Raw genomic sequence first — 25741 nt, 5'->3', positions numbered from 1 at the left:
TTTAATGAAGACAATTATTAATTTCCTATTTCTTGTAGGAATATCTGCTGTATATGCACAAAACAGCTTATCAGGAAAAATTACAGACACTGATAACCAACCACTTTTAGGAGTTGAAATATACTCTGACCAATTACATAAGGGAACCATTACCAATGAAGATGGTACTTACAACCTACAAAACATTCCTAACGGAAAAGTAACTTTCAACTTTTCTTTTTTAGGATTTAAAACTGTCTCAAAAGAATTTCATTTTAACAGTGAAAATATTTCTTTTGATGTACAATTAGAAGAATCAATTTTTAAGATTGATGAAGTTATCATCTCTACTCCTTTTAACAAATTACAGTCTGAAAACGTAATGAAAGTTGAACGCCTTTCGGCAAGAGCAATTCAAAAAACTGGTGCGACAACACTTTCTGAAGGAATTACCAATATTGCAGGAGTTTCTCAAGTTTCCACAGGAACTTCTATCGGAAAACCTGTTATTAGAGGTTTAAGCGGAAATAGAGTATTGGTGTACACACAAGGAATTCGTTTAGAAAACCAACAATTTGGTGGTGAGCATGGATTAGGAATTAACGATGCTGGTGTTGCCGGTGTTGAAGTTATTAAAGGGCCTGCATCTCTTTTATACGGTTCTGATGCTTTAGGTGGCGTTTTATACATTCAACCTGAAAAATTTGTTCCTGAAAACACTACAAAACTGAATGTTAGTCAACGTTATTTTAGCAACACCTTAGGTACAAATACTTCTCTTGGTTTTAAATCTTCTTTAAAAAATTGGCAATTTTTAGCTAGAGGAACTTATGCGCAACACGCAGACTATAAAACACCTGATTACAGAGTTACAAATACTCGTTTTAATGAAAAAGATTTGAAACTAGGTGTTGGTTTCCACGAGAAAAACTTTTCTTCTGAATTACGTTACAACTTCAACAATTCTAAATTAGGGTTAACTGAAGGAATTGGTGAGCAAACCAAAGAAACGTATTTAGAAATTCCTTATCAAGATATCGATAATCATATTATTAGCTTACATACGCATGTTTTCTTTAAGAAATCAAAATTAGACATCGATTTAGGGTACACGATTAATAACCGTCAAGAGTTTGAAGAGCACCACGATCACGAAGAAAATGAAAATGAAGAAGAACATGAACATCACGAAGAAGGAGAAGCTGCCTTAGATATGAAACTAAAAACTTTTAGTTATAATACAAAGTATCATCTTCCTAAATTCGGGAAATTTGAAGTTTTAGTAGGTGCACAAGGTTTACATCAAACCAATACAAACTTTGGCGAAGAATTGTTAATTCCGAATGCTACTCTGAACGATTTTGGGGTATTTACTACTGCTAACTTTGAGTGGAATGACCATACTTCTTTACAAGCTGGTATTCGTTACGACAATAGAGGAATTACTACAGAACGACACGAAGTAGCTCATGAAGACGAAATACATGTTTTTGAAGCTATAGATAAATCTTACAATAGTTTTACTGCTTCTTTTGGAGCAAAAACTTTGCTTTTTAATAGCATAACTTCTCGTTTTAATCTTGCTAGTGGATTTAGAGCGCCAAACCTTGCTGAATTAACTTCTAATGGAGTGCATCACGGTACCAATCGTTTCGAAGTAGGAAATAACAACCTAGTAAATGAGAAAAATTTACAGTTCGACTTATCTTTAGATTACAATTCAGAACACTTTGAGTTATTTGCTAACGGATTTTACAATACCTTAAACGATTATATTTATTTATCTCCTACTGGCGATGTTGAAGACGGAACTCCTGTTTACACCTATTTACAAGAAAATGCTAAATTATACGGTGGTGAATTTGGCTTTCATTTACATCCTCACCCTTTAGACTGGTTACATTTAGAAAGTAGTTTTGAAATGGTTATTGGAAAGCAAGATAATGGTAACTATTTACCGTTAATTCCTGCTAATACTTTAAAAAACACGCTTAGAACTGAATTTTCTAACGAAAAATGGTTGCCAAACGGATATGCATCTGTAAGCTTACATTCCTACTTTAAACAGGATAATATTAGTGAGTTTGAAACAGCAACTCCTGCTTATAACTTAGTTAATTTAGGTGTAGGTGGAGATATAATGATTAGTAAATATACCTTTACTACATCGTTAACTGTTAATAATTTATTTGATAAGAAGTATATCAATCACTTATCAAGATTAAAACCAGATACTATTTTTAATCCAGGTAGAAATATTGTTTTAGGAATAAATTTCACCATTTAACCAAAAAAATAACTCCCCGGTAATACTATTACTGGGGAGCTTTTTATATAAACAAACTTTAACTTAATAAAGTTATCCGTCTTTTCTTTTCTTTAGCAATTCAGGGAACTTCTTTTTAAAGCGATTCAATCGAGGAATTGAAACTCGTTGTACATACGGATTCTCAGGATGCAATCGTTCATAGTTTTGATGATATTCTTCTGCTGGATAAAACTTTTCTAGCTTTGTAACTTCAGTAACTATCTTCCCTTTATATACTTCTTTGTTTAGTTTTCTTATCGTATTTTCTATAATTTCTTTTTCTTGTGGTGTTTGATAAAACGCGATCGATCTGTATTGCGAACCATAGTCTGGATGTTGTCCGTTTTTCGTTGTTGGATCATGCGAACCGAAAAATACCGTTACCAATGTTTGAAAACTTACTTCCTTCGGATTATAATATACCGCTACCGATTCTGCATGTCCTGTTTTGCCTGTTCCAATAGTTTTATACGTAGGATTTTTTGTATGTCCTCCAGCATAACCAGATACTGCTTCTTCTACTCCTCTTACACTTTCAAAAACTGCCTCTACACACCAAAAACAGCCACTGGCAAAATACGCTACTTTCGTTTTTTTCGACATTTGTTTTATATCAGAAGTCTTTCGATTTTCTTTTTCCGAAGAAAAACTCCATAAAACAGTCAATAAGAAAAGTCCTATCAGTATTGTTGCTAGCTTAGCTATCTTCATAAGTTTATCATTTATAACGTCTTTGTCGTATTAAAATTATCTTTTTTACAATTGTTTACAACTTTAATATTTCCTTAAGAAATTTGTTTGCGTGTTGCCGTTGCGTTTTCTATTTTTGTTCAGATAAAGATTAAGTTTTAATGGAGCATTTTATAGTATCAGCACGTAAATATCGTCCTCAAAATTTTGCGGATGTGGTAGGGCAACAAGCCATCACCAATACGTTAGAAAATGCAATACAAAACAACCATTTGGCTCAAGCTTTATTGTTTACAGGACCTCGTGGGGTTGGTAAAACTTCGTGCGCTCGTATTTTAGCAAAGCGAATTAACCAAGAAGATGCTACCAATGCTGATGAAGATTTTGCTTTTAATATTTTTGAATTAGATGCTGCTTCAAACAACTCGGTTGATGATATTCGTAACCTTACCGATCAAGTTCGAATTCCGCCTCAAACTGGTAAATACAAAGTATATATTATTGACGAGGTTCATATGCTTTCTCAAGCAGCTTTTAACGCTTTTTTAAAGACATTAGAAGAGCCACCAGCTCATGCTATTTTTATTTTAGCAACTACCGAAAAACATAAAATTATACCAACGATTTTATCTCGCTGTCAAATTTTCGATTTTAAGCGTATTGGTGTTTTAGATGCTAAAGAGTATTTAAAAACGATTTGTGCGAAGGAAAATATTACTGCAGAGGATGATGCTTTGCATGTAATTGCTCAAAAAGCTGACGGAGCCATGCGTGATGCACTTTCTATCTTTGATCGTGTCGTAAGTTTTTCTGGTAATAATTTAACTCGCGAAGCGGTTACGCAAAACCTTAATGTGTTAGACTACGATGTGTATTTTAACATTACCGATTTACTCCTTGAAAACAAAATTCCTGAAGTCTTAATGGCTTTTAATGACGTATTAAGCAAAGGTTTTGAAGGACATCACTTTATTAATGGTTTAGCTTCTCACTTTAGAGATTTGTTAGTAGCCAAAGACCAAGCAACTATTGCTTTATTGGAAGTTGGAGACAATACTAAAAAACGATACTTAGAACAAGCTACCAAAGCAAGCATGCAATTTTTAATGCCTGCGATAGATAAGGCAAATGATTGCGATTTAAAATATCGAGGAAGTAAAAACCAACGCTTATTGGTAGAACTTACTTTAATGCAAATTGCCTCTATCACTTTTGATGGAGCAAAAAAAAAATCTAGCAACTACATAATTCCTGCTACTTTTTTTACCTCTTTGTCTCCTTCAGTTAAAAAAACTGAATTAAAACCTGTTGCTACCGCTGTTAATACTCCGCAAAAGGTTCAAGAAAAACCAATTGTTGCTACCAGTGAGGTTCCTAAACCAACTTTAAAAAATATTAAGCGTCGTACTTCAGCTTTATCTTTAAAAAGCTTGCATCAAAAGAAAGATGTTAAAGTAAATTTAGACGAAGAAGAAAACTATGATAATCATCCTAAAACTCCTTTTTCTTTAGATGAATTGAAAGATGCTTGGAAAAAGTACTATTTTCAATTGCAACGTATAGGAGAACAGAGTATGGCTGCAATTATAGCCTCTGACGAACCTCAATTACAAGAAGATTTTACCATCGTCTTTTCTGTACCTAGTGATTTAATGAAATCGCAGTTGGAAAAAGGAAAGCCAAAATTATTACGATTCTTACGTGAAAAACTTAATAATTACGGAATACAAATAAATGTAAAGGTTAACGAAACGATAGAAAAAAAGTTTGCCTATACTCCTCAAGAGAAGTATGACAAACTCAAAGAAAAAAATCCGTTACTTGAAAAGTTGAAAAGTACTTTTGGTTTAGATGTTTAGGTTTTTCCCTAAATAAACAACGATCCAACCTTCAATTTTCTTTACATCGTGCTCAAACTCAGAAATTAATAAAATTTCATTGGTATTTTTATTCTTAACTAAAATTGGAATAGACTTAATTTCGTCGTGTATTTTCTCAATTTTAGTCTTATACTCTTGAACTGAGTTTACTGGAGTTTCATGAATTTCTGGAAACTCTCTTACAGCTTCCATTATATTGATGTAATCGTCTTCAATTGTAAATAGATGATCTTCATCATCGTAATCTTTGGTTATTACTTCTTGTGATGTAGCTAAACGATAAGCTCCTTGCTCACCAAAAATTGAGGCAAAATTAGAGATTACAAATTTGTTTATTGAGTCACTTCCTGTCATTGCAATTAAATATCCAACATCATTTAATTCAATATTATCTGTTAACTCATCATCATAAATACTTACTTCAATTGATTCTAATCCTTCTACTTTAGCTTTTTCTACATTTTCTGAGTTAGAATCGATTAAAACCACTCTACGTTTGTTATCCTTTAAGTATTTGGCTATCAATCTCGCTACATCAGAGGCTCCTACAATCATAATAGCGTTAGATCGTTCTAAAAACACACCTACTATTTTTGCAAACAATCGTGCTGTAGTTGCGTTTAACAATACGGTTCCTAACACAATCATAAATACTAACGGCGTAATGTATTCTGCTCCTTCAACTCCTTGTTTTAATAGTTTACTTCCGAATAAAGAAGCAATACCTGCCGCAACAATACCTCTTGGTCCTACCCAACTAATAAATAGTTTTTCATTAGTTTTTAAGTTAGACTTCGATGTACTTAAAAACACTCCTAAAGGACGTATGACAAAAACAATTAATGCAAATAATAATAATGTTTTCCAATCGTATAAAAGCATTAATTCTTTATAATCGATGTTGGCTGACAATAAGATAAACAGTATTGAAATTAGTAATACACTAAGTGATTCTTTAAAGTATAAAATCTCTTTTAAATTCTTCAACTTACTATTTCCTAATACCATTCCCATAACCACAACTGCAAGTAAACCTGACTCATGGGCAAATAATTCAGATTCTACAAATACTAATAAAACAGTAGATAATGACACTACATTTAATAAGTAATGTGGCACCCACTTTTTATTAATAACGAAAATTAAAGCATGCGCAAAGGTGAACCCAAAAGTAGTTCCGAATAAAATGATTTTTAAGAATTCTAATAAAGCTGTTCCAGTAAAACCTGCATCTCCTCCAACACTAATAAATTCAAAAACAAGTACCGCTACTAAAGCTCCGATAGGATCAATTAAAATACCTTCCCACTTTAAAACTGCGGAAACATCTTTTTTCAGCGGAATATTTCTTAAAATCGGTGTTATAACGGTTGGTCCTGTTACTATAATCAATCCTGAAAATAAAAAAGATAATTCCCAGCCTAAACCAAATACATAATGAGCAATAATGGCAGCACCAAAAAAAGTAACTGCAGCACCTAAGGTTATTAATTTGGTAATTACGGGGCCTATATTTTTAATTTCTCCTCTTCGTAAGGTTAAACCTCCTTCAAAAAGAATGATACTAATTGATAACGAAACAAAATAATAGAGACCGTCTCCAGGAAACAATCCTTTTTCTCCATTCCAAACGGGTTCGATCCATTTACTTCCATCTTCATTAAAAAATTCTGCTGCGATTGGCCCTACAAGTAGTCCAATTAAAATTAAAGGTAAAATTGCTGGAATTTTAAATCTCCACGCTACCCATTGAGCTAAAATTCCTAATATAATTATCCCCGCTAGTTCTAACATAGTTTATTTTTAAAAAACTAAAAATACAGTTTTTAATTAAACTGCTTTTACATTTACTTATTTTTTTACCTCTAAAACCTTCTTCAATTCATTACCAAAATCATCAATTACGGTAATAATATGAGTCCCTTCTTTGGGTAAAATTGCTTGTTCGTGATATTGCTGTGTAATCCCTATAAATTGTTCGTTTAAATACCAGTAAACTTTAGCTTCTGAATTACTGTGTGTTAACTTTAAAACAATAGGATTTAACTGATTATCTTCTCCTTTTGTTAACGAAACTTTTGTCATACTTTTTGAAGGAAAAACGAAGCCCATTAAATTACTTTCTAATCGATTACAATCAGATCTATAGTTAGGCAATGGTCTATAGTCAGCATTGTTTTGTTGGTAATAATGAGCCATTAACGGAGGTAAAACAAACCAAGATTGGGATTTCATGTTTGAAATGGATTCACAGTTCGAATTTACTCTGAATTTCTCAAGCTTATCAACCATTATTTGTTGATGGTACGGACATGATTCCGCTTTCATCGCACTTTTTTGAACTCTTTTTGTAATAGACGGACAAATAGGCTTAGCTAAAAAACCACTTTTCTCACAAATAGCGCCTTCTATCAAATCTTCGTAAGGTTCTAAAAACCAATTTGATTTTGGCAACACATCAAAAACGTCAAACATTAACGGAGCAGCGCTTCCTACTCCTGTAAGATCTGGGCGCCCTTCTCCATCAGAATTTCCTATCCATACACCTACAACATATTTAGGCGTTACACCAATAGACCAAGCATCTTTATTACCAAAACTGGTTCCTGTTTTCCACGCTATTTTTTGAGATGAATCGTAATATTTCCAAGCCTGGTCTGTATAAGGTCTATTTACTTCTAACAGAGTGTTTAGTGTTAAAAATGTAGCTCCAGCATCTAAAGTTGTATAGTCTTTTTGAACCTTTCCAAAATCTGGAGTTTCATCAAATAAAAAATTGGGTTCTATAAATTCCTTCTGATAATATTTATGCTTTAATTCTTCATAGTGATTTACAATTCCGGCATAGCCTGCAAAAGTTTTACATAAATCCCACAAACTTGCTTCTGCTCCACCTAAAATCAATGAAAGTCCATAATAATCAGCTGATCTATTAATATCATTAATATGATATGCTTTAATATCTTCTCTAAACTTTTCTAACCCATAACGTTGTAACATACGTACCGAAGGAATATTTAACGAACGGGTTAATGCTTCATTTGCGGGTACAGCTCCATCAAAAGTTAAATTGAAATTTTTAGGAGAATACCCTGCTATTTCAGTTGGTACATCTGCAACTAACTGCGTAGGTAATAAATCACCCGATTGTAACATTTGAGCATACAAAAACGGCTTTAAAACACTTCCTGTACTTCTTGGAGCTACAATATTATCTACATCTTTTTGATGCACTTTATCGGTTGGGGAATTCCCTACATAAGACAATACTTTTCTAGTTTCAACATCCAAAACTAATACCGCCATGTTATAAACTTCATTTTGTTTTTGACGGAAATAATGTTGCTTTACTAAATTATTTACTTGTCTTTGCAAATGGATATCAACAGAGCTTTTTACGCGTTTTCCTCTATACTGTTTCGTTACTTCTTGTACAAAATGTGGTGCGACTGTAGGTAACGGATATGGTTTTTGTGGTAACTCTTCTTCAATAGCTAAATCATACGTAATTTGATCAATTATACCTTCTTCATGTAGTTTTTGTAATAACCTATTTCTTTTATTTTTTAGTTTTTGTTGATTTTTCCCTGGATAAATCAACGACGGAGCATTAGGCAATACAGCTAAAGTTGCTGTTTCCGCCCATGACAATTGATGTGGTTTTAAACCAAAATAACGCCACGAAGCCATTTCTAACCCAACAACATTTCCTCCATATGGCGCATGAGATGCATAGAGGTTTAGAATTTCTTTTTTTGAGTGACGAAATTCTAATCGAGTGGCTAGGATTAGCTCTTGAAATTTTTCAAAATAGGAACGTTCTTTATTCTTTCTTGATAAGCGAATTACTTGCTGTGTCAATGTGCTTCCTCCTCGTACAACTCTTTTCGCTTTGATGTTTTCTACCATTGCTTTTCCTATTGAAATAGGATTGAATCCGAAATGATTGTAGAAATAAGCGTCTTCAAACTGTAAAATACAATGTTCGAATTTTTTAGGCACAGAGTCTAGCTCAGGAAATCTCCACTGACCATCGCTGGCTATTACAGCTCCTAATAATTCGTTGCTTTTTGAGGTAACTACTGTTGATGTTGGATTGTCAAATAATTTTTTTGGCAGACAGAAATAATAAACAATGACTCCTATAAAAGTCAAAATCAAAACTATTTTCTTTTTCTTAGTCTGAATCATTTTTCTTCTTTAAACAAAAAGCAAATAAATATATATTTCCATACATTTCTTTGCTTTTTTATTATAAAAAAATTATAAAAGTTTTAATTTACTTCACATTTAGTTACTCTGTTAACAAATTAAACACACCTTTTTCTAAAAATTTTGCTTCCTTTTTAATTTCTGAGGTTTTTAATTCTACATTCTTCTGAAACGCATTTCCAACCTCAACTTTTTTCTTTTTAAAATAATAGCCCTCGTTTGATTTTTCATCTAAAATTAATCCAAACATTTCTCCTTCTACCTCAGCTACCGAAGTTTCTGGTAATGAATTAACTTTATTACTGTTCGTTTGTATTACCGCTTCTGCAAACATTCCTGATAAAAAGTTTCTTTTTTGTTCCTCCTCAATATGTGCATGTACATCTACCGTTCTATTTTCATTGATGCTTTTTCCTATCAAATGAACTTTCGCCTTATAAACTTCTGATGATAATTCTGGAACCCTAAAACTAATTTCTTGACCTACTTTTAACTTTAAAGCATCTTTTTCAAAAACTGAAAGCTCTAAATGTAAATGCTTGTTGTCTATAATTTCTAAAATTTCATCAGCAGGAGAAATATACGAACCTGTAACTGCCTTTATTTTAGTAACATTTCCTGAAATAGGCGCATAAATACCCGTAACAGAGGTTATTGAATTACTATTTAGTTTACTTGCTGATATATTAATCATTTGTAGCTGCTTCTCTAAGCTTACTAATGTAGTTTGTGCTACTTCAAAATCTCTCTTAACCTTTAAAAAATTTCTTTCTGAAGTTATTTTTTCATCGAATAATGCTTTTTGTCTTTCAAATTCAGATTTTAAAAAAGCTATTTCTTGTTTTGTTTCCAAATACTGTTGTTGCATTGCCACAAACTCTTGGTTTTCTATTGTTACCAAACGTTGCCCTTTTTTGACTTTATCTCCAACTAATAATGGAATACTTTTAATAAAACCACCCATTTTAGCGGTTAGCACAACTTTATTTGTAGGAGGCACATCTATTTTTCCTACTACTTTAATTGTAGTTGGAAAATCTTGTTCTTCAACAGTAACTAATTTCATACTGTTTTTTTCCCATTGTTCATTCGTTATAAAAACTCTATCGTCAGTAACTACTGTTGATTCTTCAGTAGTACTCTCAGCTTCTTTTGATTTACATCCTATTACAGTTATAAATAGGATACTATAAATTATATATTTCATCTTTATTTTTTTAATACGTTAAGTAGTTAATATCTATCACAATATTGTTGTACGACTCTATACTCGTTACATAAGCTAATTTTAGTTGATATGCATTTTCAACACTTTGGATGTACTGAAAAAAGTCAATCTCACCGTGTTTAAAACTCATATTGGCTGTTTTCAGAATTTCATCTGCTAAAGGCATTCCTTCTTCTTGATAATAAGCTAAAGACACTGTTTGCTCTTGTAACTTATTTTTAAGATTTGTATAGTACATTTCTAACTGCTTTTGATAGTTTGAAGTTTCATACTCGGCAATTTCTTTCGCTATTTTTGATTGCTTTATCTTAGAAGATTCTCCACTAAACAACAATGGAATTTTTATTCCTACTTGGTATCCGTAAAAGTCTTGAGCTACATATTGATTACTTCCTCTAAATACTTCTAAAGACAAATCTGGTAACAACTGTTGTTTTTGTTGAGACAACTGACTTTTTGCCAATTGTTCTCTTTCATAATAACCTTGAACTTCTGTAATTTCACTTAAATTAACATCTTGAATTTTTATAGGTTGAATAGTAGCTTCTTCTTCAATTACTAAACTATCTTCTACCTGAACTAATGCTTTTATTTTTTGATAGGCTATGCGAGAAGCAACTACAGTATTTCGATAATCATTCTTTACTTGTTTCTGTTTTGCTTTTGCTGTTATCTTTTCTAAATAATTAGTTTCTCCCAACTCAAAACGTCGTTTCGCAGCATACGAGAACTTATTATACAAACTATCTAAACTCTTATAAATATTCTCTTGTGCTTTCGTGTATTGATACCTGTAATATGCATTTACAACCGATTTCATCAATTTCTTTTTAGCTGTATTATATTGATTACTTTCTATGTTATAAGCTGATTTTTGTACTCTCTTATTCGCTCCGTAAACTGTTGGAAATGCAAAGGTTTGTTGAATACCGAAAATATCTAAAGGATGATCTGCTACTGTATTATTTTCATCCCGATTATAATAAACCTCTGTTTTATCAAAAGTATAAGCCGAGGTTATAGCTGCTTTAGCTTTTTTTACCTTTAATTGTTGCGCTTGCAAGCCTTTGTTATTCTCAACAGCTAAATCTATTAAGCTCTGTAAATTTTGAGGAGCTTCCTGTGCTTGAATAGCGTACACTCCCATAAGAAGTACAACACCTAAACTCGCTACTTTTTTATTGATTTTTAATTTCTTCGGATTATCAAAAATTGTGTACAACACAGGTAACACTACCAATGTTAAAATTGTAGAAGTTATTAATCCTCCTATAACTACTGTTGCTAAAGGACGTTGTACCTCAGCCCCTGCATTCGTTGATATTGCCATAGGTAAGAATCCTAATGCGGCTGCCGATGCCGTTAGTAGTACAGCTCTTAAACGGTCTGCTGCTCCTTGTTTTACCAGTTCTTCAATAGTAGAAAATCCTTTATGTTTTAATTCTTTAAAATGCTCTATTAATACAATTCCGTTGAGCACTGCAATTCCAAAAAGAGCAATAAAGCCAACTCCTGCTGATATACTAAACGGTAAATCGCGCATCCATAATAATAATACCCCTCCAATAGCTGCAAATGGTATTGCTGAGTAAATAATCAACGCTTCTTTTACTGATTTAAAAGCAAAATACAACATGATAAATATTAAGATTAATGCTATAGGAACGGCTATCATTAAACGTTTTGAAGCACTCTGTAAGTTCTCGAACTGTCCGCCGTATGTAATTGTATATCCTGTAGGAAGTTTTATATTTTTGTTTATCAATTGTTGAACATCATCTACAACAGATTGTAAATCTCTGTTACGAACGTTAATTCCTACTACTAATCTACGTTTGGTATCATCCCTTGATATTTTTGCAGCTCCTTTTTGATAGGTAATAGTCGCTAATTCATCTAACGGAACTTTTCCTCCATTAGGTAAATCTATATACAACTCTTTTAAATCGCTAATATCAGTGCGATTGGTCTTGTCTAATCTGACAACTAGGTCGAAGCGTTTTTCTCCTTCAAAAACATTTCCTGCTTCTTTTCCGGCAAACGCCATAGACACCATTTCATTAACTTCTTTTATGTTAAGACCGTATCTTGCAATTTTAGCTCTGTCATAAGCAACATTCATTTGAGGTAAACCTTCAATTTTTTCAACGATAATATCAGAAGCTCCTTCTACATTTTCTACTAGTTTTTTAATTTCACTTCCTTTTTGAGCTAAAACCGACAAATCTTCGCCAAAAATCTTGATTGCTATATCGGCTCTTACACCCGTAATTAACTCATTGAAACGCATTTCGATTGGTTGTGTAAACTCTACTTCCATTCCTGGAATTACTGCTAGTGCTTCTTTAAATTTATCTGCCAACTCATCTTTGCTCTCAGCTGATGTCCATTCTCCTTTAGGTCGTAACGTAATCATGACGTCACTTTCTTCCATACTCATAGGATCTGTTGGCACTTCTGCTGCTCCAATACGCGATACTACCTGTTTCACCTCGGGGAAGTTATCCTTTAGTATTTTTTCAATTTTAGTAGTGGTCTCAATCGTATTACTTAATGTTGTTCCTGTTTTTAAAACGGGTTGGATTACAAAGTCTCCTTCATCTAATGTAGGAACAAACTCACCTCCCATTCTAGTATAAATAATAACAGTGAGTAATAACATAGATGATGCAATTCCTAATACTAACTTTTTACGATGCAGTGCCCAATTGATTACCGGTGCATACCATTCGTTCAATTTTTTAATAAGCCTTACTGAAATATTTTTATCTGTAATGTTTGATGGTTTTAAAAATATAGAAGCCATTACAGGAACATAGGTTAAACACAGTAAAATAGCCCCTATCAGCGCAAAACTAAACACCAAAGCCATAGGTTTAAACATTTTTCCTTCAACTCCACTTAAAGATAAAATAGGAATGAAAACAATTAAAATTATTAGTTGCCCAAATACCGCAGAACTCATCATTTTTGAAGCTCCTTCATAACTTACGGAGTTTTTAACTTGCTGTTGCTCCTTCTTGTTTAATGTAACGAAAGTATCTTTTTGCTGGGTAATTTTAAAGGTAATGTATTCAACAATAATTACAGCTCCATCTATTATAATTCCGAAATCTATCGCTCCTAAACTCATTAAGTTTGCATCAATTCCAAAAATGTACATTAACGATAAGGCAAACAAGAGACATAAAGGAATTACAGAAGCGACTACCAACCCTGAGCGAATATTTCCTAACAAAAGAACTACTACAAAAATTACAATTAAGCATCCTAGTACTAGGTTTTCGGTAATTGTAAATGTGGTTTTTCCTATAAGTTCACTTCGTTCTAAAAAGGCGTTTATAAATACTCCTTCAGGTAGGGATTTTTCAATACTTGCTACTCTTTCTTTTACGGCTTCAATTACATCTTTTGAGCTCGCATCTTTTAGCATCATTATTTGCCCTAAAACCTTCTCTCCTTCTCCATTTGCTGTTATAGCTCCAAATCGTGTAGCACTACCGTAACCTACTGTTGCAACATCTTTAACATAAATAGGCATTCCCTCTTTATTGGTTACAACAATATTTTTTATGTCTTCAAGGTTTTTAGCCAATCCTTCTCCACGTATAAAATACGATTGATTTACTTTTTCGATATATCCACCTCCTGCAACACTATTATTATTTTCTAAAGCTGTAAATACTTCTTTTGCAGAAATATTCATCGCGTTTAGCTTTTGGGTATTAATAGCTACTTCATACTGCTTTAAATGACCTCCCCAAGTATTAACCTCAACAACTCCAGGTATACCTGACAATTGTCTTTTAACTATCCAATCTTGAATGGTTCGTAAATCTGTGGTGCTATAGCGATCTTTAAACTCTGGTTTTACATCTAATATGTATTGGTATATTTCTCCCAGTCCAGTAGTAATAGGTCCCATTTCTGGACTTCCAAAGCCTTCAGGTATTTTTTCTGAAGCGGCTTTTATTTTTTCGGCTATTAACTGCCTTGGCAAATAAGTTCCCATCGATTCTTCAAAAACGATGGTTACCACCGATAAACCAAATTTAGAAATGGATCTGATTTCTTTTACCCCGGGTAGATTTGCCATTTCAAGCTCTACAGGATAAGTTATAAATTGTTCGATATCTTGTGTTGAAAGATTTCGTGATGTAGTGATTACTTGTACCTGGTTATTGGTTATATCAGGTACAGCCCCGATAGGGAGTTGTGATAACGAATAAATTCCGAAGCCTACAATAAAACTTGTAAATAGTAGGACTATAAATTTATTCTTTATAGTTAATTCTATAATTTTTGATAACATAATTCATCATTTGAATAATTACATGATTTATACCGATTCATTATGAAGTAAATCGATAATTTTAATTACTAACTGTATGTGAATTATAGATACCTAGGCGGTTGAAACACCCCTAATGCGTCTGGTGAGTTATAAAAATTTTGATAATGAAAAAGTTGCTTTCTTTCTACAAAAGCCAATATTGAGGGTAAAGGAACCTCTATGTCTTCAAATGTAACTTTATGAAAATCTACTACGTGATACTCAAATTGAAACGGAAGTTTCTCATGTTCTTCTTTTTCCTCTTGATGTTTCTCTGAATGAGCTACTTTTAACTCTCCGTAGTGTTTAGATAAGAAAGTAATAAAATTATCACTATAGGTTTCTTTATGAAACTGTGCATGCTCAATTAACTTATCTAAGTTTAAAATATTAGTACACGTAATATTTAAACTTTGAAAAAGCATTACAATAGATAATATTATAGCAGTTGTTCTCACTCGATAACAAAGATACTTTTTTTGATTCTCTCTCCCACACCTTAATAATCTTAATATTATGTTAATAAAAATGAATAATAAACAAAAAAAGGAGCTAATTATAGCTCCTTTTTAATTTCTATTTCATGTAATAATTATTTCACAACTTTAATCCATCTTCCTTGAGTACGTGCAATATAATCGTTGTCGTACATTGCTTCAACTTGTACTCCTGGTAAATAATACTCTCCTAAATACGATGCATTTAATAATACATTAAACGTTTTAGTTTCATACTTTTTCAATGTAAAGTAGTTACTAATACTCGCATCTCGTATATCGGTATAATCTACATTAGAAGATGTTGTATTATTTCCAAAATCGGTAAAACGAGTATTTACAATTTCCCAACCTGAAGGTATAAATTGCGTTAAGGCCACATTTTCTAGTGTTTCACTAGTTGAGTTTTTAATTTTTATCTCAGCTATAAAATTGGTTCCTTGTGATAAATTATCAGGTTCAATACGAGCACCATCTTTTGTTTTATATACAATAGATGCTTCTAAGTTCTTTTGGAATACTTTTTCTTCACCTACTGGTAAAATTCCTTTATTTAGTACTCGTACATATACTACTCCGTTGTTTTTATTGGTTATTTTTAAAGAGTTCTCTTGTTGAAGTGCTACTAAATCTTTTGCTAATAATGATTTGGTTGTGCTTGCTTCTCCTGAAACCTTATTGAAAATATAGTTGGTGTTAATTCCATCAACTCCACCATTTTTTAAAGCATACTGACTCATTGCTAACAAACTATACGCTGTAGTTTGCGTACTCATCCAATTGTTACTAGACAAATCTTCAGCAACTTCTTTAGCTAACTTTATTGACTTCGTTTCATCATCTAACAAAGTATACGTTTCTAAAGCCATTGCTTTGTTTCTGGTTTTTGAACCATAATTTGAATAATATCTCTTAGTAGAACTATACCCTGTTAATCCTTTTAAAATAGATTGTGCTATCGATTTTTTACCGATTAAAGCATACGCACTTGCCAATCTTGTTTTAGCTTCATCTGAAACTCCCATTGATTCACGTAAACGGTTCATTGAAGCTAAATCTGGGCTATTCGCTAAACACAATGTATACAATCGATATGCTTGCGAAAGAGAATTGTTATAATAGCTTGAAGTATTTCTCCAATTACGTGCTTGTTGTTTTTGATATCCTATCCATTTTGATTTAAATCCAATAGGCAACACATATCCTTTCTTCTCTGCTTCTATCATAAAATGACCAGCATACGATGTTCCCCAACTATCTGCAGTACTATTTCCTTGCCAATAAGAAAGTCCTCCGTTAGACAACTGGAAATCTGACAATCGTTGAATGGCTGCTTTTATATTTCTTTCTGTTGAAGCTATCTTATCTTTTGATAATTCGAATAGTTCAGGTAAGTATAACTGTGGAAAAACTCCTGAAGTGGTCTGTTCTACACAACCGTGTGGATAACGAATTAAATATCCTAAACGCTTCGTAAAGTTCATTGGAGGTAATGTAGATAACTCTAATGTAGCTCCATTAGTTCCTCTAGTTCCAAAACTAGTGAAGTTTAACTCTCCTTGTTCGTTCGACTTTAACACTAAATCCTTTACCTCGGTCGTAACTGGATTCGGATTTAAGACATCAATCTCTACTTCGTAAGATGCTTTTTCATTTCCAGAACTTGCATCTATTTTCACTTTACCAATCCCTTTAAAATCGTTCACTTTTAAGGTGAAATACGCCATTTTCTCATTTGGTTGATCAAACGAAACTGTTTGTGTTCGGTCTCCAACTATAGTATAAGCCTCGTCTGGTTGCACTGTTACTTTTACATTCTTAATGTTTGGTTTCATTGCAAAAACAGTCACAGGTAGGGTAACAGTTTCTTGAGGCGTAATCTTACGAGGTAATGATGCTAAAATCATAACAGGTTTACGTACAAAAGCTGTTTTTTCATCACTACCATACGCATCTTTTTTAGTATCTGTAGCTACAACCATGGCACGAACAGACCCTACGTATTTAGGAATTTTAATCTTGTGCTCCTTAATATCTCCCATTTCTAAATCAAATGGACCTAAATACGTAACCATTGGTTTGAATCGATTGGCTTTTCTGTTCTTACTTCCTGCTTCCGATTCGTCACCACCAATACTTAATATCTGATTTACTTTTCCGCCATAAGCTCCAATAACATCATCAAAAATATCCCATGTTCTTACTCCTAACGATTGACGTGCGTAGAAAACACCCCAAGGATTTGGAGTTTTAAAACGTGTTAAATCTAACAAGCCTTCATCTACTAGCGCAATGGTATACGTCATTGGTCTACCTTTTTCTTCTTTTACACGAATGATAGCAGTAGACTCAGGCCTTAACTCGTCAGCTAATTGAATTTTAGGTGCTAGTTTAGTATCAGGATTATTTACCAACATCGGGATAGAGCCATACATACGAATTGGCAAATCATTTACCGTTTGGCTGTGCTTTTGTAATAAAGAAATATTCACAAAAACATTAGGTGTATAGCTCGCTTTCACTGGGAAACTAAACGATGTTTGTTGAGCTTGCGTTGGCGCCCAAAAGTGATCTAATACCTCTGTTCCATTCTCAATAGTAATAAATGCTTTTCCTCCTTCAGAAGAAGGGAACTTAACTGTTGCTGTTTCATTTACTTCATACGATTCTTTATCTGTAGTAAACACCAACATGGTAGCATTGCTCTTATCTTGGTTTCCTTTTTTCTTTGCATACCAAGAAGGCCAATCAAAATACACTACATTAGAAGTTACGTGCTTACTTTTTAAATCAGTTACTTTAATTAAATAGCGTCCCCAATCGTTTTCATCAACTTTTAATTTAAAAGTTCCTTTACCTCCTGCATTCGTACCAATTGTTAACTTTTTGTAAGGTTCATGATAACGCGTTCCATCATAACTAGACAAACCATTATCAGAGGTATTCCACCACCAACGCCATGATAACTTATATACATTTACTTCTAAATTATTCGCTACTCCAATTCCATCTTGATTTACAGAAGCAACATTGAACGTATATTCTTCATCAGTAAATAAGTAATTTTTAGATTGAGGTTCTTCTGCATCTTGTAATCCTGCATACGAAGTATAAGGCGATACTTTATTAGAAAACACATCAGTACTAAAATCTCCTCCGTTCTCATAAACCTTAGTTATAAAACTCGCTTTTAGCATTCCTGGAGCTTTACTATCTAGTTTTGGTTTTACAGAGAAATTGGTTGTACCTTCATTATTTAAACTACCTTTTAATACTTTAAACTCCTCAGTTCCAAAACGGCGAGTAACATCATCAAAATTATAGTTTTTGAATTTTGAAAACTCAGTAGTTGTTTGCGAAAATTTTCCGTTAATATCTAATTTTAAACCTCTCGCAATAGCACCATGTAACCACTTAACCTCTACATTTCCTGTAATTTCAGAATTAGCTTTGATAAACTTTTCTGTGGTGTTAAGTTTTATTTTTAATCGGTTAGGTTTAATGGTTTCAATTTTTAAGTCTTTGTTAAAAACCGCTCCACCTACACTTACGCGTAATTTCCAGTTTCCAGTAATTGCTTCAGGATTTGTTGTAGGTGTGTATCCATAAACATTGTTTGATTTCTTCGGAAGAATTGTTCGGTCAATTATTTTTCCCTGCGGATTGATTAACTCAAACTTTATTGGATGATCATCTGGAATTGGATTCGCATTATCGTTTAATACAAAGGTTAAGAATAATTGATCTCCTGGTCTCCAAACACCACGTTCTCCGTAGATATAACCTTTAATTCCTTCTTGTAATTTTACACCTGATACATCAAACTTACTCATAGACAATGCTTCACCATCATTTAACTTAATGTATGTTGTATTTTTATTTTTCGTAACTACCGCAAAAAAGGCGTTAGAAACATTGCTGAAAGTAGCAATTCCTTCTTTATTCGTAGAAGCCGATTCTATTGGTTGCATTTGTAAATTATACAACGTCACATTTGCAGCTTCAATTGCGTTTGTAGTAAGTATATCTGTTACCGCTACTAAAGTCTTGTTATTGTTTCCTTTCTTTACTATTAAACCAATATTTGTTGCCAAAATATTAGTGCTAATTTGCTTGTCGTAATAGTAAGAGTTAGTACATGGATTATCTCTATCTCTCCAACTATAATCGTCGTAATAATCTTCATAATAATGAGGATTATCATAACTTTTTGTGTTTATCTCTTTTTTTCCAAAAACAATTGTTTTGGTTTCTGATCCTTCAGTACATGAATAAGTAGAATAATCTTTATTGAACGAAAATTCTACTCTATACATCGCTCCATCTTCCACAGTTACAATTTCAGCTAAATCAATAGCAAAAGCATTTTCCTTACTTAAATCGAGTCCTTGATTACCAAGATTCATCGTATATTTTGCAATTGGACGACCTACATAACGTAAATTACCTTGATTGCTTAAATTATTGTATTGTAAAAATTGTAATACATTATCCTTATAAATTTTATAGATAGTTGCATCAACTGCCTTTAAATTAACCGCTTTAAAATTGATTTTTAAATTGCTTGAGTTTGGTAATATTGATCCACTTTTAATAAAGCTAACAGCAGGTTTCAACTCTTCAAAATATACCGTTTTAATAATGTTTTCTTTTAAAGTGTATCCATCTGCACTTTTAATCCCCTTAAAAACCTCTATATCTATTTTTTCTGTATAAGATGCTTTTGGGTATAAAATAACTTTGTTGTTATTTATCTTATAAGTAAATTCTCTTTTTTGAGTATTTAAAAACTGAATAAGTCCTTTTAAATTTTGAGATTTTTGTAACGGATCTGAAAAACTTATTTCTATATGTTGTTTATCCGTATCTATAACATCAATATCTAATACTTTAAAGTTATTTTTTCCTATAATAGTCAGTTCTCTTTTACCTTTTGATTCTGATTGAATAGAACTTCCATCCCAAATTACCGATAATGATTTATCGTCATCATAACGTTGAATACTGTCTACTTTAAAATATATTTTTGAGCTAAGTTCACCAACTTCACTAAACTTTATTCTCTTCGACTTACCGTTATAAGTTGCTTTTACTAAATCGGTTAATTTAGCTGTTTCAATAACATCACTCGCTATAATTTCACCTTCTACAGCATATAAATCTTTAGTATAAACACTTGGTGATTGTAGGGATACATTGAAAAGTAATTCTTTTGTTTTTAACTTAACTGTAAAGTCTTTTAACTCTTCATCAATATCTTCATACAAGTTTGATAAATGAAGAGTTACCAAATATTCTTGATTACTTTTTAATTTTTCTGCTGGTATAAAAGCAATTTCATTCTCGTTTACAGCTACTTCACCTTTAATTTCTGGTGAAATTGTTATAATCTCATTCGCATCAAAATTTGTAGTGGCTTTCTTTTTTAATACAAATTTTAAGTTTGGTGTTACCGATATTAACTTATCAGGAAACACACTAATATACTCACTAAACTCGTTAACATTACTTTCTGTAGTAACTGATTTTTTACACGAATTAGCCATAAGCATTAAACAGATTAATGCAAGAGAACCTAAAATTTTTCTCATTTGTTTTAGTAACTGTAATTTCATTTTTTTGGAAGTTTTGACTTTCTCTATTCTTTATAAAACTACTGAAAAATCTTTTTAAAAGATGATCTATTTAGAATTTGTAGCAATTTGTTTAGTATCCGTAATTAGAATCGGTATTTATCAGCAATTTTTTAAGAGATTTTTTTTAATAACAAAGCTAGCTATTTTTAAGCTATTTATTACTCTATTCGTTTTTATATTTTTTACTTTTACAACCTCAATTACACATTATGCTTGGACTACAATTTGACACAGAAACTTCATGGGTTGAAGTTGCTAAAAACGGCTTAGAACAATTATTAACCGATCATGCTTTTGCAGAACAAAAAGCTGCTTCGAATGCTGTGTCAATTATCATCAACTATTCTGAAGAAACCGAACTTGTTAAAGATATGAGTGATATTGCCATTGAAGAAATGGAACATTTTAGAATGGTACATAATTTAATGGTGGAACGAGGAATGGTTTTAGGGCAAGCAAGTAAAAATGATTACGCTCAACGACTGCAAAAATTTTTCCCGCATACTAAAGACAGAACTGAAGCCCTAATACAACGTTTGTTAGTTGCAGCATTGATTGAAGCTCGTAGTTGTGAACGTTTTAAGGTTTTTGCAGATAATATGGAAGATGAAGAGCTTTCTAAGTTTTATTTAGATTTAATGGTTTCAGAAGCAAATCACTACACCTTATTTTTAGGATATGCTCGTCAATATATGGATCGTGATCTTGTTGACGAAAAATGGAACAGTTTGTTAGCTTTTGAAGCTAAAATGATGCGCGAAAGAGGTAAAGAAGCAAGAGTTCACGGATAAAATGGTTTAATGAGTTAGTGCATTAATGAGTTAATGAAAGAATGACTTAATAGAGAGTTTATATTCCACTAACAGCCAAGTACAAGCAACTAAAGACAAAAAAAATGTTTAGTAAAGAAGAATCAGCTCGATTACGTAAAGAATTTTGGACAAGCTTTGGGAAATCTTTTCCAAGAAAATGGTTGTTATATAATACTAAAATAAAAGGATTTGCTTTTAAATTTCAAGCTGATAGAAAAAAAGCCTCTGTGTGTTTAGATTTTGAACACCCTGAAGATGTTGCTAATGAACTACTTTACGACCAATTACTTTCTTTAAAAAAAATACTAGAAACTGAATATTTACCAGAAGTAATTTACGATGATACTTTTGAATTGGATAATCATAAAATTATCCGAAAAATTTATGTTCCTTTTGATAAAAAATTCAGCATACATAATAAAGATACTTGGCGAGATTGCTATGAGTTTTATGTTGAAACTATGACACAGTTTGAGCTGTTTTTTTATGAATATGAAGATTTTATAAAACAGGCTATCTAGTCACAGGAAAAAGCCCCTTTTTACCTCAAAAACATACAATTAACTTGTTTCGCATTAAGTTTTCGTTATATCTTTACAACGTTTTTTGATTAACCCCTTAACCCCCAATCATGAATAACTATCCCCTCAAGTTATTAGTGCTTTGTTGTGCACTAATATTAACGTCTTGTTCGTCTAGTGAAACTGAAATAGTTGACAACAACCCTGAAATGTCAATTACAGTAAGTGAAAAATCAATAGAATCGGACATTTTGACCCTTATTAACAATTATAGAGTTAATAATGGTTTTTCTTCACTAAGTAAATTAGAAGTCATTAAATCGCAAACAAACAATCATACCAACTATATGATTGAAAAGAATGAGGTTTCTCATGACTTTTTTTACCAACGCAAAGAGTACTTAACGCATAATGCTAACGCTGTAAGTGTTGCAGAAAATGTAGCTTATGGTTATTCTACAGCTGAATCTGTTGTTAATGCATGGGTTAAAAGTGATGGTCACAAGAAAAATATTGAAGGTGACTTTACTCATTTTAACATTACCGCTGAAAAAAGTGCTGATGGCAAATGGTATTTTACCAACATCTTTGTAAGACAATAGTGAAGAAAATAAAACCTGCATTCAATGTGCGAGATTGAATCAGGCAAAAGAAAACTACTCTACGGAGACTAATTACTTATTTTCACTTTATAATCATTAAGATAATAGTGAATAAAATAAAGCCCCAATTCAATGTGCGAGATTGAATCAGGGCAAAAGAAAACTACTCTACCGGAGACTAATTACTTATTTTCACCTTTATAATCATTCGTGATTATAAATTTTGATCGTCTGTTTTCTTGATGTTCTTCTTCGGTACATTTAACACCGTTAGAACACTTATTTATCAATTGTTTTTCTCCATAACCAATAGCACTTTGAATTCTGTGTTTGGCTATATCACGTGAATAAATATAATCTCTAGTAGATTTTGCTCTTCTATCAGATAAAATTTCATTGTATCGGTCACTTCCTCTACTATCTGTATGTGCTTCAATTTTTATAATCATTTTCGGATTATTTTTTAACACTCTTACTATATGCTCTAACTCGTAAGCAGCATCAGGACGAATATTCCATTTATTAAAATCAAAGAATATTGGGTCAATTACAATCTCGTTTCCAATAATTAATGGTGTTAAATATAAATCGCGTTCTATTTCAACACCTCTTCTATCAGTGGTTTCAACATTATCAATAAAATCATCTTTATAGTCTAATTTTGTACCTCTTAATCTAAATTTCTTCTCGCATTCTACTTCAAAAATATAAGAAGCGTCTTCTTGAGTAACAAACCTTTGTATTACCTTACCTTCGGCATCTATTAATTCTACTAAAGTATTTGGCAACAATTCTTTTGTTCTTTTATCGAATGTTTTACCTTTTATAAATTGTTTACACTTTAAGGTTTTAAACTTATATAAATCATCCTGTCCTTTTCCTCCTGGTCGGTTAGAAGAAAAGTACCCTGTTTTTGCATCTTCATTATAAAAGAAAGCAAAATCATCATATCCACTATTAAATGGAGCTCCTATATTTATAACTTCTGACGAGTTATTTTTTAGTAAATCAGATTTAAAAATATCTAATAATCCTAAATTTGCATAACCATCCGAAGAAAAATATAGTGTATAATCTTTAGCTACAAAAGGAAACATTTCTCTTCCTTTTGTATTTATTTTATCTCCTAAGTTTATTGGTACTCCATACTCTCCATTAGGTAAAATAGCTACTTTATAAATATCCGTTAACCCATAACTATCTGGTCTATCAGACACAAAATATAATGTTTTATCATCCGGACTCAATGCTGGATGTCCACTAGAATACATTTTATCATTAAACGGTAACTCTTCAATATTATCCCATTGTCCGTTAACCAACGTGGCTTTGAATATTTTTAAATGCGATGTACCTTTTTTACTATACTCTAGTTTTTTCTTTTCGTTTAAATTATTTCTTGTAAAATATAACGTTTGTCCGTCTTTAGTTATTGCTACACTCGATTCATGAAAACCCGTATTAATTTTAGAAGATACAATAGGAATAACACTAGCTATACTATCTTCATCTTTTTCATTTTTAATAATTTTGGCTTGATATAAGTCTAAATACGGTTGGTTATTCCATTCATAAATTTCACCATCTTTTTTTCTTGTCGAAGCAAAATATAGTTTTTGTCCATTTACATACGTTCCAAACTCTGAGTTTTTAGTATTAATTTCTAAGTTTGCTACTACTACAGAGTCTTTATTAAGTGTTTTTAGCTTATCATAATCTACAATTCCTATTTTGGTAACTACATCAGGTATTTTTTGCAGCCACTTATCTGCTTTTTCGTATTCACCAAGACTTCTAAGTGATTGTACATATTTATATATAGCTTCATCACTTAAACCTTCATCTCTATTGGAAGCCACCCCATACCAATAAGCAGCTTGTTTAGAGTTTGAGTTATTATAATAACAATCTGCCAACCTTGTTATCATATCCACCCCATCATCTCCTTCGTTTATGGCTTTTTTATAGAATTCAGCAGCCTTTATATAGGAGTATTCTTTATAGAATTTATCAGCTACTTTTCTTTGTGAAAAAGCAAAACATGATAAAAAAAGTAATATAAATGTAATTTTTGTTTTCATAAGTGTGCTTTTTAAAAGTATCTAGGTGATTTTGTTCTATATGCTTTAGGAAGCAATTCAAACATCAATAATACTTCATGAGTACCATTTGAATATTGATTAATATCAGATAACGGATGTTCGTAAGCATATCCTATTCTAAACTGACGAGAGACTTGAAAATCTACCAAAGCTCCTAATGCTCCTGTATACTCGTTAATTCTATAAGATCCACCTAACCAAAGCTTTTCATTAAACAAAAAGTTTGCTGTAATATCATACGATAAAGGTGCTCCGTTTGTTGCTTTAATTAAAGTTGCTGGTTTAAATTTTACATTATCGCTTAAATCAAATACATAACCTCCTGTTAAGTAATAACTCACCTTATCTACAACTCCATAATTAATTCCATTAACTTGTAAATCATTATGGTCTATATTTAATAGCCTCGGAGCCGACAATCCTACATACCATTTATTAGTATGCATTAATACCCCACTACCTATGTTAGGTTCCCATCTATTTTGAATTCCTGAGATACCAGGATCAGATGGTTCTGCTGCTATTAAAGCATCATCAATATTATATTGAGTAAAACCTGCTTTAAGACCAAAGGCTAATTTTATAGTACTGTTAAGCTTAATCGTGTAAGAAAAATCTCCGTACAAATAGGTAAACTTTTCGTATCCAAGCTTATCGTTAATAAACGATAAGCCTAGACCGATTTTATCATTCCTTAGAGGTGAGTGAACAGATAAAGTTTGCGTTTCAGGCGCTCTATCTAATCCTGCCCACTGACTTCTATGCAACCCAACTATACTCAACACTTCTCTACTACCTGCATAAGCAGGGTTTATGGAAATAGTGTTGTACATGTACTGGGTAAATTGTGGTAACTGTTGCGATTGTACGGTAAAAATACCTGCAAATAGTAACACAACAATTGCTTGTAATATTCTGTAATTATGGTTCATAGCTTATAA

14 protein-coding genes are annotated in these 25741 nt (G+C 32.2%); 5 read left to right on the top strand and 9 right to left on the bottom strand.

Annotated elements, in window-relative coordinates; all coding sequences use genetic code 11:
* The first annotated feature begins 4 nt into the window (after nt 1-4).
* A complete protein-coding gene (locus ACR9ES_RS00845) occupies nt 5-2266 on the top strand; it encodes a TonB-dependent receptor (RefSeq protein WP_435254724.1) in 2262 nt (753 codons plus the stop codon).
* Between the two features lie 72 nt (nt 2267-2338).
* Here the strand turns inward: ACR9ES_RS00845 and msrA are convergent, their stop codons facing one another.
* Nucleotides 2339-2998 carry a peptide-methionine (S)-S-oxide reductase MsrA gene (gene msrA / locus ACR9ES_RS00840; RefSeq protein ID WP_435254723.1) on the bottom strand — a complete coding sequence of 220 codons (660 nt, stop codon included), beginning with the start codon at nt 2996-2998 and terminating at the stop codon, nt 2339-2341.
* Between the two features lie 140 nt (nt 2999-3138).
* On the opposite strand from msrA, the gene dnaX reads away from it, so the two are divergent.
* Nucleotides 3139-4836, top strand: a complete 1698-nt coding sequence (gene dnaX / locus ACR9ES_RS00835; RefSeq protein ID WP_435254722.1) for a DNA polymerase III subunit gamma/tau — start codon at nt 3139-3141, stop codon at nt 4834-4836.
* Here the strand turns inward: dnaX and ACR9ES_RS00830 are convergent.
* From ACR9ES_RS00830 to ACR9ES_RS00805, 6 genes are all read right to left on the bottom strand, one after another.
* Complete coding sequence (locus tag ACR9ES_RS00830) at nt 4825-6651, bottom strand: cation:proton antiporter (protein WP_435254721.1); 1827 nt, start codon at nt 6649-6651, stop codon at nt 4825-4827. The genes dnaX and ACR9ES_RS00830 overlap by 12 nt on opposite strands.
* Nucleotides 6652-6708: 57 nt before the next feature.
* Complete coding sequence (gene pbpC / locus ACR9ES_RS00825; RefSeq protein WP_435254720.1) at nt 6709-9048, bottom strand: penicillin-binding protein 1C; 2340 nt, start codon at nt 9046-9048, stop codon at nt 6709-6711.
* Nucleotides 9049-9151: 103 nt separating this feature from the next.
* Nucleotides 9152-10276, bottom strand: coding sequence for an efflux RND transporter periplasmic adaptor subunit (locus tag ACR9ES_RS00820; RefSeq protein ID WP_435254719.1), 1125 nt, complete (start codon nt 10274-10276; stop codon nt 9152-9154).
* Nucleotides 10277-10286: 10 nt separating this feature from the next.
* Entirely contained in the window at nt 10287-14609 is a 4323-nt protein-coding gene (locus ACR9ES_RS00815; protein WP_435254718.1) for a CusA/CzcA family heavy metal efflux RND transporter, read from the bottom strand.
* 83 nt (nt 14610-14692) lie between these two features.
* Complete coding sequence (locus ACR9ES_RS00810) at nt 14693-15055, bottom strand: hypothetical protein (protein ID WP_435254717.1); 363 nt, start codon at nt 15053-15055, stop codon at nt 14693-14695.
* 167 nt (nt 15056-15222) lie between these two features.
* Nucleotides 15223-20718: an alpha-2-macroglobulin family protein gene (locus tag ACR9ES_RS00805; protein WP_435254716.1), complete on the bottom strand. Its 5496-nt coding sequence runs from the start codon at nt 20716-20718 to the stop codon at nt 15223-15225.
* Nucleotides 20719-20972: 254 nt separating this feature from the next.
* Between ACR9ES_RS00805 and ACR9ES_RS00800 the strand changes: the two genes are divergently transcribed.
* From ACR9ES_RS00800 to ACR9ES_RS00790, 3 genes are all read left to right on the top strand, one after another.
* A complete protein-coding gene (locus ACR9ES_RS00800; RefSeq protein ID WP_408035494.1) occupies nt 20973-21554 on the top strand; it encodes a tRNA-(ms[2]io[6]A)-hydroxylase in 582 nt (193 codons plus the stop codon).
* 104 nt (nt 21555-21658) lie between these two features.
* Nucleotides 21659-22096, top strand: coding sequence for a DUF4268 domain-containing protein (locus ACR9ES_RS00795; RefSeq protein WP_435254715.1), 438 nt, complete (start codon nt 21659-21661; stop codon nt 22094-22096).
* A 209-nt stretch (nt 22097-22305) separates the two neighbouring features.
* Nucleotides 22306-22698 carry a CAP domain-containing protein gene (locus ACR9ES_RS00790; RefSeq protein WP_435254714.1) on the top strand — a complete coding sequence of 131 codons (393 nt, stop codon included), beginning with the start codon at nt 22306-22308 and terminating at the stop codon, nt 22696-22698.
* Between the two features lie 182 nt (nt 22699-22880).
* Here the strand turns inward: ACR9ES_RS00790 and ACR9ES_RS00785 are convergent, their stop codons facing one another.
* The gene (locus tag ACR9ES_RS00785; protein ID WP_435254713.1) at nt 22881-24779 is read right to left on the bottom strand and encodes an OmpA family protein; all 1899 of its coding nucleotides are present in this window, start codon (nt 24777-24779) and stop codon (nt 22881-22883) included.
* A gap of 11 nt (nt 24780-24790) precedes the next feature.
* On the bottom strand, nt 24791-25732 hold the full coding sequence (locus tag ACR9ES_RS00780; protein WP_435254712.1) for a PorP/SprF family type IX secretion system membrane protein: 942 nt from the start codon (nt 25730-25732) through the stop codon (nt 24791-24793).
* Nucleotides 25733-25741: the final 9 nt, after the last annotated feature.

Origin of the sequence: Tenacibaculum sp. A30 (assembly GCF_051200845.1) — a bacterium.
GTDB lineage: Bacteria > Bacteroidota > Bacteroidia > Flavobacteriales > Flavobacteriaceae > Polaribacter.
This window is presented reverse-complemented; position numbering and strand designations above follow the sequence as displayed.

Bases quoted from the DNA above. Each gene is read 5' to 3' on its own strand.
- ACR9ES_RS00845 (WP_435254724.1), top strand. From the start codon at position 5: ATGAAGACAATTATTAATTTCCTATTTCTTGTAGGAATATCTGCTGTA.
- ACR9ES_RS00805 (WP_435254716.1), bottom strand. From the start codon at position 20,718: ATGAGAAAAATTTTAGGTTCTCTTGCATTAATCTGTTTAATGCTTATG.
- ACR9ES_RS00785 (WP_435254713.1), bottom strand. From the start codon at position 24,779: ATGAAAACAAAAATTACATTTATATTACTTTTTTTATCATGTTTTGCT.
- ACR9ES_RS00830 (WP_435254721.1), bottom strand. From the start codon at position 6,651: ATGTTAGAACTAGCGGGGATAATTATATTAGGAATTTTAGCTCAATGG.
- ACR9ES_RS00780 (WP_435254712.1), bottom strand. From the start codon at position 25,732: ATGAACCATAATTACAGAATATTACAAGCAATTGTTGTGTTACTATTT.
- pbpC (WP_435254720.1), bottom strand. From the start codon at position 9,048: ATGATTCAGACTAAGAAAAAGAAAATAGTTTTGATTTTGACTTTTATA.
- ACR9ES_RS00795 (WP_435254715.1), top strand. From the start codon at position 21,659: ATGTTTAGTAAAGAAGAATCAGCTCGATTACGTAAAGAATTTTGGACA.
- dnaX (WP_435254722.1), top strand. From the start codon at position 3,139: ATGGAGCATTTTATAGTATCAGCACGTAAATATCGTCCTCAAAATTTT.
- ACR9ES_RS00800 (WP_408035494.1), top strand. From the start codon at position 20,973: ATGCTTGGACTACAATTTGACACAGAAACTTCATGGGTTGAAGTTGCT.
- ACR9ES_RS00790 (WP_435254714.1), top strand. From the start codon at position 22,306: ATGTCAATTACAGTAAGTGAAAAATCAATAGAATCGGACATTTTGACC.
- ACR9ES_RS00810 (WP_435254717.1), bottom strand. From the start codon at position 15,055: ATGCTTTTTCAAAGTTTAAATATTACGTGTACTAATATTTTAAACTTA.
- msrA (WP_435254723.1), bottom strand. From the start codon at position 2,998: ATGAAGATAGCTAAGCTAGCAACAATACTGATAGGACTTTTCTTATTG.
- ACR9ES_RS00815 (WP_435254718.1), bottom strand. From the start codon at position 14,609: ATGTTATCAAAAATTATAGAATTAACTATAAAGAATAAATTTATAGTC.
- ACR9ES_RS00820 (WP_435254719.1), bottom strand. From the start codon at position 10,276: ATGAAATATATAATTTATAGTATCCTATTTATAACTGTAATAGGATGT.